At 69.9% G+C, this 12,210-nt stretch carries 9 protein-coding genes; 2 read left to right on the top strand and 7 right to left on the bottom strand.

The window, feature by feature from the left end; translation table 11 throughout:
- Positions 1 to 165 precede the first annotated feature (165 nt).
- The 7 genes from ACLJQM_RS08795 to ACLJQM_RS08765 all read right to left on the bottom strand — a co-directional run bounded on the left by ACLJQM_RS08795 (position 166) and on the right by ACLJQM_RS08765 (position 8,749).
- On the bottom strand, positions 166 to 1,569 hold the full coding sequence (locus ACLJQM_RS08795) for a GH1 family beta-glucosidase (protein WP_360777336.1): 1,404 nt from the start codon (positions 1,567 to 1,569) through the stop codon (positions 166 to 168).
- Positions 1,570 to 1,610: 41 nt separating this feature from the next.
- On the bottom strand, positions 1,611 to 2,603 hold the full coding sequence (locus tag ACLJQM_RS08790; protein WP_360777338.1) for an ABC transporter ATP-binding protein: 993 nt from the start codon (positions 2,601 to 2,603) through the stop codon (positions 1,611 to 1,613).
- A complete protein-coding gene (locus ACLJQM_RS08785) occupies positions 2,600 to 3,583 on the bottom strand; it encodes an ABC transporter permease (protein WP_360777340.1) in 984 nt (327 codons plus the stop codon). Before ACLJQM_RS08785 ends, ACLJQM_RS08790 begins: the two co-directional genes overlap by 4 nt.
- Position 3,584: 1 nt before the next feature.
- Positions 3,585 to 4,565 (bottom strand): ABC transporter permease, encoded by a 981-nt coding sequence (locus tag ACLJQM_RS08780; RefSeq protein ID WP_247018096.1) that lies wholly within the window; start codon positions 4,563 to 4,565, stop codon positions 3,585 to 3,587.
- A complete protein-coding gene (locus tag ACLJQM_RS08775) occupies positions 4,562 to 5,668 on the bottom strand; it encodes an ABC transporter ATP-binding protein (protein ID WP_410630696.1) in 1,107 nt (368 codons plus the stop codon). Before ACLJQM_RS08775 ends, ACLJQM_RS08780 begins: the two co-directional genes overlap by 4 nt.
- An 18-nt stretch (positions 5,669 to 5,686) precedes the next feature.
- On the bottom strand, positions 5,687 to 7,357 hold the full coding sequence (locus ACLJQM_RS08770) for an ABC transporter substrate-binding protein (protein WP_410630695.1): 1,671 nt from the start codon (positions 7,355 to 7,357) through the stop codon (positions 5,687 to 5,689).
- 204 nt (positions 7,358 to 7,561) lie between these two features.
- Entirely contained in the window at positions 7,562 to 8,749 is a 1,188-nt protein-coding gene (locus ACLJQM_RS08765) for an ROK family protein (RefSeq protein WP_410630694.1), read from the bottom strand.
- Between the two features lie 131 nt (positions 8,750 to 8,880).
- Here ACLJQM_RS08765 and ACLJQM_RS08760 point away from each other — a divergent pair, with 131 nt between their 5' ends.
- Both ACLJQM_RS08760 and ACLJQM_RS08755 read left to right on the top strand, forming a co-directional pair.
- The gene (locus ACLJQM_RS08760) at positions 8,881 to 10,125 is read left to right on the top strand and encodes an ROK family transcriptional regulator (protein WP_360777348.1); all 1,245 of its coding nucleotides are present in this window, start codon (positions 8,881 to 8,883) and stop codon (positions 10,123 to 10,125) included.
- Positions 10,126 to 10,973: 848 nt separating this feature from the next.
- Positions 10,974 to 12,197 (top strand): family 16 glycosylhydrolase, encoded by a 1,224-nt coding sequence (locus tag ACLJQM_RS08755; protein ID WP_410630693.1) that lies wholly within the window; start codon positions 10,974 to 10,976, stop codon positions 12,195 to 12,197.
- Positions 12,198 to 12,210 lie beyond the last annotated feature (13 nt).

Genomic DNA, 12,210 nt, shown 5'->3' with positions numbered 1-12,210 from the left:
CGCCGCCACCAGCTCGGTCTCTCCGGCGCGGGCGCGGGCCTGATCTCCGTGCGAACGGTCATGACTACCCCCAGGATCGACTACCGATCCGAAGGTAGGGACGTACCGGCGGGGGAACCATGGGGTGAGCCACCACAACCGTGGTGGGGCTCACCCCACCGCCGTTCAGCTGCCCCGCACCCGCCGGACGGTGTCGCGGTAGAAGTAGCCGCTCTGCTTGATCGTGCGCTCCTGCGTCTCGTAGTCCACCCGGATCAGCCCGAACCGCTTCGCGTACCCATACGCCCACTCGAAGTTGTCCAAAAGGGACCAAGCGAAGTACCCGCGCACGTCCGCCCCCGCCTCACGCGCCGCCGCCACGGCCGCGATGTGTGAGGCCAGGTAAGCCGTCCGCTGCTCGTCGCGGACGAAGCCCGACGAGTCCGGGTCGTCGTCGAACGCCGAGCCGTTCTCCGTGATGTACATCGGCAGACCCGGGTAGTCGCGACCCAGGCGCGTCAGCAGCTCGGTGAACTTGCCCGGCAGGATCTCCCACCCCATCGCCGTCGTCGGCTCGCCGAACGGGACCGTGCGTGAGGCCGGGACGCCCTCGTCGTCGACCGTGCGGCCGGCCTCGTCCACGCCCGAAAACTGCTGGCCGAAGTAGTAGTTCACGCCCAGGAAGTCCAGCGGGGTCGAAATGATCGCCAGGTCGCCGTCCTGGATCGGGAGCTTCACCCCGCGGGACGCCAGATCCTCCACGACGTCGTCCGGGTACTGCCCGTGAACCAGCGGGTCGAGGTAGACGCGGACGCCGAGGCCGTCCGCCTGGCGAGCCGCGCGGACGTCTTCCTCGGACTCCGTCGCCGGGTCGGCCGTGCACATGTTGAGCGTGATGCCGAACTGCGTGTCCGCCGGCGCCGCCTCGCGCATCCGCTGCGTCGCCAGGCCGTGGCCGAGCAGCAGGTGGTGCACCGCGTGCAGGCCGGCTGCGTAGTCACGCCGCCCGGGCGCCATCACGCCGTGCACGTACCCGTGCATCGCCGAGCACCACGGCTCGTTCAACGTCGTCCAGTGGCGGACCCGGTCGGAGAGCCGGTCGAACACCAGCATCGCGTAGTCCGCGAACCGGTACGCCGTGTCGCGCGCCGGCCAGCCGCCCGCGTCCTCCAGCTCCTGCGGCAGGTCCCAGTGGTACAGCGTCAGCCACGGCGTGATCCCGCGGCTCAGCGTCTCGTCGACGAGCCGGTCGTAGAAGCCGAGGCCGGCCTCGTTGACGCCGCCGCGGCCGCGCGGCTGGACCCGGGGCCACGCCACGGAAAAGCGGTACGTGTCCGCGCCCAGTTCGCGCACCAGCTCGATGTCCGACGGCATCCGGTGGTAGTGGTCGCACGCCACGTCACCGTTGTCGTTGTTGTCGATCGCCCACGGGACCTGGCAGAAAGTGTCCCAGATGGACGGTGTGCGTCCGTCTTCCGCGACCGCGCCTTCGATCTGGTACGCGGCGGTGGCGACACCCCAGCGGAAGTCCGGCGGCAGGGTGTCGATCAGCGCCTGCTGGTCGGCGGTCGCGGCGGTGGTCTCGGTCAAGGCAGCACTCCTCCAGTGGTACCGGACAGGGCAGACGGCGTTCAGGGGGCGACAGCGGGGTGCAGCCAGCACGCGACTTCGCGCGCCGGGTCGCCCGGGGTGCCCAGCAGCGGCACGCGGTCGGGGCACGGTTCGAAAGCCTTGGGGCAGCGCGGGTGGAACGCGCAGCCGGACGGCATCCCCCGCGTGTCCGGCGGCGAGCCGGGGATCCCGGCCAGCTCGCGCCGCGGCCCGCGCAGCGCGGGGAACGAGTTCAGCAGGCCGTGGCTGTAGGGGTGCAGCGCGTCCCGGTAGAGGTCCGCGGCCGGCGCCTGCTCGACGATCCGGCCGCCGTACATGATCGCGATCCGGTCCGAGAACTCCACCAGCAGCGAAAGGTCGTGCGTGATGAACAGGACCGAAAAGCCCAGCCGTTCCCGCAGTTCGACCAGCTGGCCGAGGATCTGCCGCTGCATCACGACGTCGAGCGCCGTGGTCGGCTCGTCCATGATGACGACCCGCGGCTCGAGCGCGAGCGCCATCGCGATCATCACGCGCTGCCGCATGCCGCCGGAGAGCTGGTGCGGGTACGCCTCCAGGCGGTCGGCCGAAATCCCGACCAGCCGGAGCAGGTCACGCGCCCGCGCCACCCGGCCCGGGCGGGACGTGCCCGGCTCGTGCGCCTTGATGACGTCGACCAGCTGCGTGACGACCTTGTGCACCGGGTTCAGCGAGTTCATCGCGCCCTGGAACACGATGGACGTCTCCGCCCACCGGAAGCCGCGCAGCTGCTTGTCCGTCAGCTTCAGCACGTCGTAGGGCTCGCCGTCGGCGGGGTGGTAGATCACCTCGCCGCCGCGGATGACACCCGGCGGGGCGAGCAGCCGCGTCAGCCCGTAGGCCAACGTGGACTTCCCGCTGCCGCTTTCCCCGGCCAGGCCGAGGACTTCGCCGCGGTGCAGCGTCAGGTGCACGTCCCGGACCGCGCGCACGGCCTCGTCGCCGACGCCGTAGTCGACGTCGAGTCCCTTGATCTCCAGGACCGGGTCCATCATGGCTTTTCCTCTCGCCCGAGCACGGGCGTGAAGCCCACCCGCATGCGGTGCGTCCGCCCGTCGGCGCCGCGCACGCGCGCCTTGCCGCTGCCGCGCAGGCGCGGGCTGACGAACTCGTCGATGCCGAAGTTGAGCAGGGACAACGCGGTGCCGAGGATCGCGATCGCCAGCCCGGCCGGCACGAACCACCACCACGCGCCCTGCGCGAGGGCCTGCTGGCTCTGCGCCCAGAACAGGATCGTGCCCCAGTTCCAGTTGGACAGTCCCGAGACACCGACGAACGCCAGCGTGATCTCGGACATCACCGCGAAGATCACCGTGCCGACGAAGCTGGACGCGATCACCGCGGTCAGGTTCGGCAGGATCTCGAAGAAGATGATCCGCCACGTCGACTCGCCGGTCGCCCGGGCCGCCTCGACGTATTCCCGGCCGCGCAACGAAAGCGTCTGCGCTCTGAGGACACGCGCTCCCCACGCCCACGACGTGAACCCGATGATCACCGCCACCAGGATGTCGCCGCCGGTGGGCACCGCGCTGCCGATGATGATGATCAGCGGCAGCGCCGGGATCACCAGGAACACGTTGGACAGTGCGGAAAGGCCCTCGCCGGTGTTGCCGCCGAGGTAGCCGGAGGCCACGCCGACGACGACGGCGAGGATCGTCGCCACCACCCCGGCGGCCAGCCCGACCAGCATGACGCTGCGCGTGCCCACCACGACCTGGCTGAAGATGTCCTGGCCGAGGTGGGTGGTGCCGAACCAGTGCCGTCCGGACGGTCCCTCGAGCAGGTCGCTGCTGCGCGCGGACGGGTCGTACGGCGCGATCCACTCGCCGATGACCGCGATCACCAGGAAGAAGACGATGACGACCAGGCCGGTGCCGGTCTTGCCCCCGGCCAGGAACCGGAACCGGCGCCGCCGCACGACCGCGTCGAGGGGGAGGGTTTGGGCGGCTTTGACGTCCGCCGCGGGTACGGCCACGTCAGCCCTCCTTCCGGGTGCGCGGGTCGAGTGCGAGGTAGGCGACATCGGCGAAGAGGTTCGCCACCAGCACGGACAGCGTGATGATCAGGAAGATGCCCTGCATCAGCGGGTAGTCCTGCGAGCCGACCGCCTGGAACAGCTGGAACCCGACGCCCGGGTAGGAGAAGACGATCTCCACCAGCAGCGTCCCGCCGACGATGAAGCCCAGCGCCAGCGCGAAGCCGGACACGCTCGGCAGCAGCGCGTTGCGCGCCGCGTAGCCGACCATCACCCGGCGCTCGGGCAGGCCCTTGGCGTGGGCGACCGTCACGTAGTCCTCCGAAGCGACGGTGACCATCATGTTGCGCATGCCCAGGATCCAGCTGCCCATCGAGCTGATCAGGATGGTCAGCGCGGGCAGCAGGCTGTGCTGGATCGCGCTGCCGATGAACGTGCCGTCCCAGCCCGGGATCGTGCCCGGGTCGTAGCCGCCCGACGACGGGAAGAAGCTCCCCGGGCCGGCCAGCAGGGTCAGCGCGATCAGGCCGAGCCAGAAGTACGGGATCGACGACAGGAACGTCGTCACCGGCAGCAGGCCGTCGACCCACGAGCCGCGCTTCCAGCCGGCGACCACGCCGAGCCCGGTACCGATGGCGAAGCCGACGATCGTGGTGATGCCGACCAGGATGATCGTCCACGGCAGACTGTCGCCGAGCAGTTCGGACACCGGGGTGGGGAAGAACGTGAACGAGATCCCGAGGTCGCCCCGGAAGAGCTGGCCCCAGTAGTCGAAGTACTGGGAGATCAGGCTTTCGTTCTTGTCGAGTCCGAACAGGACGTACAGCGACTGGATCGCGTCCGCGCTCAGCATGCCCTGGTTCTTCGCGATCAGCGACTGCACCGGGTCGCCCGGGATCAGCCGCGGGATGAAGAAGTTGATGGTGACGGCGGCCCACGCGGTGAAGACGTAGAAGAGCAGCCGTTGCAGCAGGTACCTCATCGGGCGGCCCCGTCGTACAGCCAGCACGCGGCCCAGTGCCCGGGTGCGTCGTCGACGTCGAAGCGCGGCGGCAGGTCGGTCTTGCACCGCTCCATCGCCACCGGGCAGCGCGGGTGGAACCGGCAGCCGGACGGCGGGTCGATCAGGCTCGGCGGTTCACCGGCCCCGCGCTCGGCGGGCACCTCGCCCGGGTCGAGCTCGGCGTTCCCGCCGGCCAGCCGGTCGGGATCGGGCGCGGAGTCGATGAGCAGCCGGGTGTAGGGGTGCGCCGGGTTCTGCGTGATGGTCTCGCTGTCGCCGCCCTCGACCATCCGGCCCGCGTACATCACCATCGTCTCGTCGGCGAAGTAGCGCGCCGACGCGATGTCGTGCGTGATGTAGAGGATCGCCAGGTGCAGGCGTTCCTTGAGGTCCCGCAACAGGTTCAGCACGCCGAGCCGGATGGAGACGTCCAACATGGACACCGGCTCGTCGGCCAGCAGCGCTTCGGGATCGGCGCCGAGCGCCCGCGCGATCGCCACCCGCTGGCGCTGGCCACCGGACAGCTCGTGCGGGAACTTGTCGATGTAGCGCTCCGGCGGCGTCATCTGCACGCGGGAAAGCAGGTCGTGCAACGACTTCTCGAGGTCGTCGCCGGCCCGGCCGTGGATCTTCAGCGCCCGCGTCAGGTGGTAGCGCACGGTGTGCACGGGGTTCAGCGACGCGAACGGGTCCTGGAAGATCATCTGGACCCGGCGGGCGTAGGCGCGGAACGCTTTGCCGTGCTTGACGTTCACTTCCTCACCGTGCAGCCGGATGTCGCCACCGGTGCGCGGGTAGAGCCCCGCGAGCAGGCGCGCGACCGTCGACTTGCCCGAACCGGACTCGCCGACCAGCGCGGTGACCCGGCCGCGGCGCAGCGTCAGGGTCACGTCGTCGACGGCCTGGATGGCCCGCTTCGGGCCGGTCAGCGCCGCGCGGCCCTTGCGGCGGACCGGGAAGTGCTTCGTGAGACCCGTCGCTTCGAGGACGACGGGGAGGTCCCCCTCCGACCCGACGGCGCCGGGGTCGGAGGGGGCGGGGGCGGCCGCGTCGCCGCGGCCGTCCCCGTGTTCGGTCGTCACTGCCGAATCCGCCATCGGTCAGGCCGACGGCTTCAGGTGCAGGACGATGTCGAGCGCGTTGCGCAGCGTCGGCTGGGCCGGCGCGTACGGGTTGGCCTCGTCCGGCCAGCCCGTCCAGTTCTTCGTGCTGTACTCGCCGCCGGAGTTGGCCGCCGAGGTCGGGACCATCGGCTGCTGGTCGATCATGATCTTCTGCAGCGTCGCCATCGCGGCGGTGCGGGCGGCGTCGTCCTCGGCGTTGGCGTAGGTCGCGAGCGCGTTCGTCGCCTCGTCGTTCTTGAAGCGGCCGTAGTTGCCGTTGATGCCGCCCTGGCCGGTCGGCTTGTAGCGGCTGCCGTCCATCACGTCGCGGTACAGGTCGTACGGCGTCGCACCGTCGTTGGTCCAGTGCATCAGGCCTTCGAAGTCACCGGTGTCGACCGACTTGATCCACGCGTCCTGGTTCATCTTCTCGACCGTGGCGGCGATGCCGAGCTGGGACAGGTTGTCCTTGATGATCTCGAGGTCGGTGATGTAGTCCGACCAGCCCGACGGGACCGTGAGCTTGAGGGTGACCGGCTTGCCGCTCGGGTCGGCCAGCTTGTCGCCGTTGTACTTGTAGCCCGCGCCGGTCAGCAGCGCCTTGGCGCCCGGGACGTCGACCTTGACCGTCTGGCCCTTGTACTGCGGCGCGATGAACGGGTCGCCCGCCGGCGTGGGGATGCCGGTGACCTGGTCGTTCTTCGGGTAGAAGTAGCCGGCTTCACCCTGGTTGAAGATGTCGTCGCGGTTGATCACCTTGCTGACCGCCTGACGCAGCTTCGCGTCGTTCCACGGCGCCTTCTCGGTGTTGAACCAGAGGCCGTGGACGGCCAGCTGCGCGGGGAACCAGAGCTTGTAGTGCTGCGGGTCCTTGCTGGTGTAGACGGCCTTGTAGTTCGGGATGAAGACGAAGCTCCACTCCGACGCGCCGCTGACCAGCGCGCTCACCTGCGCGTTGTTGTCGGTGTAGGAGGTGTAGCGGATCTCCTTGACCTTCGGCGCTTCCTGCCAGTAGCCGTCGCGGCGGGTGACGATCATCGTCTGCGGCGTGGCCGACTTGAGCGTGTAGGGCCCGGTGCCGATCGGGTTCTTCACGGTGTCGAGCGCCGGGTCCTTGATGCCCTGCCAGGCGTGCTTGGGCACGACGAGGGTCTGCAGGATCTTGAGCTGGTTGACGAACTGGGAGGTCTCGAAGCCCAGCGTCACCTGGTTGCCGGCCGCGGCGATGTCCTTGTACGGCACGGCGTCGACGTTCAGCGCCTTGTTGTCGCGCAGCAGCTGGAACGTGTAGGCGACGTCTTCGCCGGTCATCGGCTGGCCGTCGGAGAACTTCACGCCGTCACGGACGGTCAGGACGAGCTTCTTGTAGTTGTCCGCCCAGTCCCACTTCGTCGCCAGCCAGGGCTTGCCGGGCTCCTGCGGTTTGACGCGGTTGTGCATGACGAGGGGCTCGTAGATCATCCAGCGGTAGCCCATGTTGGACAGCGCGGACGTCTCGAGGAACGGGTTGTTGTTCTCCGACTGCGGGCCGTCGGGCTTGCCGACGTTGAGCACGGCGTCCGGGTTGCCCTGGGCGGCGTTCGAGCTGCCGCTGCCCCCGCACGCGGTCAGGCCGCCCACGGCCATGACGGCTACCAGCGCTGCGACGATGGAGCGCTTGACTCGCATCGGTCCTCCTAGCTATCGACGACTTACCTGTGTCGACTGGTAGCGAGCCCCGACCGCCGGCGACCGAACGACGTCGAGAAGTCAACCCGGGTGACTCGGGTCACGTCAATAACACGGCGGTAACGTTTTGTACCTAAGTTTAAGTACTGAAAGAACTGGCGGTCTGGACCAGCGGGTCGGACTACTCCTTGCGACGCAAGGAAATCAGCCGGTCCGGCCCCCGCTGGCGAGCAACTGCGCGATCGGCAGCGTCGCCGCGCCGAGCGCGACGGCCTCCGGCCCGAGCCGGCCGAGGACGACCTCGGTGCGCCCGGCGAGGTAGTCGAGCGCGTGCCGGCCGACGGCGTCGCGGACGGCGGGGAGGATCGCCTGCCCCATGATCGCCCCCGCCGAACCGGAGAGCACCACGCGGTCCGGGCTGAGCAGGTTGATCAGGTTCGCGATGCCGATCCCCAGGTATTCGCCGGTTTCGGCGAGGACGTCGGCGGCGGGGCCGGGCTCGCCGGCTTCGGCCACGATGTGAGCCAGTTCGATGTCGCTTTCGTCCCCGATGACCGGTTGCTTGCCGACGCGGGCGGCGTAGTGCCGGACGACCGCCTCGGTGCCGACGTAGGCCTCCAGGCAGCCGTGCGAGCCGCACCGGCAGGGCGCGCCGCCGGCCTTGACGACGGTGTGGCCCCACTCGCTGGTCGTGATGCCCGGGTGCGACCGCCCGGCCGTGGCGACGGCGGCCCCGACCCCGACGCCGAGCAGGGCGACGATGGCGCGTTCGGCGCCCCGGCCGGCTCCGCGCCAGGTCTCGGCCTGCCCCAAGGTGCGGGCGCGGTTGTCCAGGTGGAGGGGCGATTGGATGTGCGGGTGGATCAGGTCGCCGAAGGCCACGCCGCGCCAGCCGAGGGTGGGCGCGTGCACGATCCCGCCGTCGCGGACCGCGCCGGGCACGCCGATGCCGACGCCGAACACCGCGTCCGGCTGGCCGCCTTCGAGCACTTCGGCGATGCCCGTGCGCACCAGGCCGGCCACTTCGTCCGGGTCGAGCCGGGTGCCGACGAGCGGGTGGCGCACCGTGCCGAGGGTGCCGAGCGCGCAGTCGAAGAGGCCGACCTCGACGTGCGTTTCGCCGACGTCGACGCCCACGACGTGGCCGAAGTCGGGCCGCACGGCCAGCAGCGTCCGCGGCCGCCCGCCGTCCGATTCGACCGATCCGGCCTCGGCGACGACGCCGTCGGCGATCAGTTCGGAGACGACGTTGGTAACGGTGGCGGCCGAAAGTCCCGATTCAGCTACCAGTTCCAGCCTGCTGACCGGGCCGCGGAGGTAGAGGGAGGAGACCAGCGCCGCGCGGTTGTGCCGTCGGAGGTCTCTGGTCGTTTGGCGCACCACCTGGGTCACCTGGGGGATTGTGCCAGACACTCACCGTGCGACCATCAGTTCGGGACTTAGTTCACCACTTAATACATAGCCACAACTTACGGTGATCAGGCATCCTGGTCGAAGCCGGTAAGAGTTCAGATGGGTTGTCCATGGCGAGCAAGCGCACCACCGTCCGTGATCTGCGGCGGCACAACCGTTCCCTGCTGCTGTCGAAACTGTACTTCGACGGCCCGCTGTCGCGGCACGAACTCAGCCAGCTCACCGGATTGAGCGCCGCCACGGTCAGCAACGTGACCGCGGAACTGGGCGAAGAACGCCTCATCACGGAGGCCGGGCAGGTGGAGTCCGACGGCGGCCGCCCGCGCGTGCTGCTGCGCGTCGACCCGGCGTACGGGCACGTGGCGGGCGTCGACATCGGCGAAACCGGCGTCAAGGTGGAGCTGTTCGACCTGGCGATGAACCGGCTGGCGACGGTCGAGCACCCGCTCCCGACGGCCCCGGACGCGGCGACGGCGGTCGAGCAGGTGACGTCCGGCCTGCGCGAGGTGTTCGCGACGGCGGGCATCGACGAGTCGGCCGTGCTGGGCGTGGGCATCGGCGTCCCGGGCACGGTCGAGCAGGGCGCCCGGGTGCTGGTGCACGCCCCGACGGTCGGCTGGGACGCGGTGCCGCTGGTGTCCCTGCTGCGCGACGCGGGGGTCGGGCTGCCGCTGTTCGTGGACAACGGCGCGAAGACGCAGGGCCAGGCGGAGATGTGGTTCGGCGCGGGCCGCGGCGCCCGCCACGCGGTGATCGCCCTGATCGGCTCGGGCGTGGGCGCGGCGGTGGTGACGGACGGAACGACGTACCGCGGCTCGACGAGCAGTGCGGGCGAGTGGGGCCACACGACGATCGCGTACGGCGGCCAGGAGTGCCGCTGCGGCGCGCGGGGGTGCCTGGAGGCGTACATCGGCGCGGGCGCGGTGCTGGCCCGGTACCGGCGGGCGCGCGGCAAGGACGTTTCGGGCGAGGACGAGCAGGCCCAGTTCACGGCGTTGCTGGAGGCGGCACCGCGCTCGAAGACGGCGGCCAGGGTCCTCGACGAGACGGCGGGGTACCTGGGCGCGGGGATCGCGAACTTGATCAACTTGTTCAACCCGGAGCGGATAGTGATCGGGGGCTGGGCGGGGCTGGCACTGGGCGAGCAGCTGCTGCCGCGGATCCGCGCGGTGGCCGGCGAGCACGCGCTGCGGCACCCGTTCAGCCAGACGTCGATCCAGCTGGGATCGCTGGGGTTGGACGCGGTGGCGACGGGGGCGGCGACGTTGCCGGTGGCGGATTTGCTGGAGCAGGGGGCGACGTCCCGCCTGTCGAAGCCGACCACCTCGGGAGCCCCGGACTCCGACGCGGCGTGATCCTCAGCGGCGAGCTCTGAGCAGCATCACCACCGCAACGGCGAGCGAACCGCGGAGCGTGGGCGGCTTCTCTATCGCTCGTGTCTCCGCCTTGGTCTTCGGAGGTTCGTGGCTGTTGACGTCATGAACGACTCGTTCATGACGTCGGGCGAGGTGAACGGGTCGTTCATGACGCTTCGGACCGGTATTCTCGGTGCGGTCGGGAGGTGCCTGGCGCGGCTGCGACCCTGGGTCACGGCCGCCGGTCGCGCCCACCAGCGCGGCCCGCCAGCGCGGCCCACCCTCCCTGGGGGACCGCCCGCCAGCGCGGCCCGCCCGCCAGCGCGGCCCGCCCGCCAGCGCGGCCCACCGCCAACACGGCCCGCCCACCCTGGGGGACCGCCCCGCTCCAGCGTATCGAGGCACCCCGACGAAACCCGCCCAATCCGCCACTCGGTGCCCGGCTGTCCACAGCCCGGCCAAGTTGTGGACAACCGGCCCCAGCGAGCGCCGTACGGCCGAGCCACCCCAGCGGCCGAACCATCCGCACAACCCACCCACAACACCCGCGAGCACGAGCCGAACCACCCGTGCCCCACTCACCGGGACTGCCAACGCGCCAGCTCACCGTCACTCACCCACCCTTAATTCGGGTTGAAAAAAAATGACGGTCCGACGGTTGCCCGGCTTGTCTGGACCATGCATACTTTGTTGCCAGACACAACAAAGCCCGTCCCCGAGCCACCCCGCCCCGGCTCGAGGGCTGAACCGCGCCTGCCGCCGCCCCGGCATGCGCAGCACCTCCCCCTCCCCGCGTTCCGTGCTGCGCGCGGAACGCCGTCCCCCCAACGGTGAGAGAGGCGACAACGATGTCCACCTCAAAACTCCGCAAGAGATGGGCGGCGCTCTTCGCCGCCTGTTCGCTGCTCGTCCTCGGGCAGCAAGCGCTGACCGCGCCGGCCGCCGAAGCCGCGGCCACCTTCACCGATGACTTCAACGGGCCCGCCGGGTCCGCCGTCGACGGGTCGAAGTGGCAGCTCGAGACCGGTGACAACGTCAACAACCACGAGCGGCAGTACTACACCTCCGGCACCAGCAACGCCCAGCTCGACGGGCAGGGCCACCTCGTCATCACGGCCAAGAAGGAAAACCCCGGCAACTACAACTGCTGGTACGGCCGCTGCGAGTACACCTCCGCGCGGATGAACACCGCCGGCAAGTTCAGCCAGGCCTACGGCCACTTCGAGACGCGCATGAAACTCCCGCGCGGACAGGGCATGTGGCCCGCGTTCTGGATGCTCGGCGGCGGGAACTGGCCCACCGACGGCGAAATCGACGTCATGGAGAACGTCGGGTTCGAGCCGAACACCGTGCACGGCACCATCCACGGGCCCGGCTACTCCGGCTCCGGCGGCATCGGCGCGGCCTACAACGGCCCGAACTTCTCCGACGACTTCCACACCTACGCCGTCGACTGGGCACCCAACCAGATCAAGTGGTACGTCGACGGGAACCTCTACCAGACGCGCACGCCGTCGGACCTCAACGGCAACCGCTGGGTCTACGACCACAGCTTCTTCCTGATCCTGAACCTCGCCGTCGGCGGGTACTGGCCCGGCGATCCCAACAGCAGCACGCAGTTCCCGCAGCAGCTGGTCGTCGACTACGTGCACGTCACCACCGACACCGGCGGCGGCACCCCGCCCACCGGCCGCACCGGCCGGATCACCGGGATCGGCGGCAAGTGCGTCGACGTCGCCGGCGCGAACAGCGCCAACGGGACACCGATCCAGATCACCGACTGCAACGGCAACGCCGCGCAGAACTGGACGATCGGCACCGACGGCACCATCCGCGCCCTCGGCAAGTGCATGGACGTCAACGCGGCGGGCACCGCCGACGGGACACCGGTGCAGCTCTACGACTGCAACGGCACCGGCGCCCAGAAGTGGGCGATCTCCGGGGCGAAGGACATCGTGAACCCCAACGCGAACAAGTGCCTCGACGCCACCGGCAACTCGAGTGCGAACGGCACCCGCCTGCAGATCTGGACCTGCGGCGGCGGCGCCAACCAGAAGTGGACCACTCCCTAAGCTCTCTACCCCA

This window comes from Amycolatopsis sp. cmx-4-83 (assembly GCF_046548815.1).
Lineage (GTDB): Bacteria > Actinomycetota > Actinomycetes > Mycobacteriales > Pseudonocardiaceae > Amycolatopsis > Amycolatopsis pretoriensis_A.
Note: the sequence above shows the minus strand (reverse complement) of the source record. Positions and strands in the feature narration are given on the sequence as shown.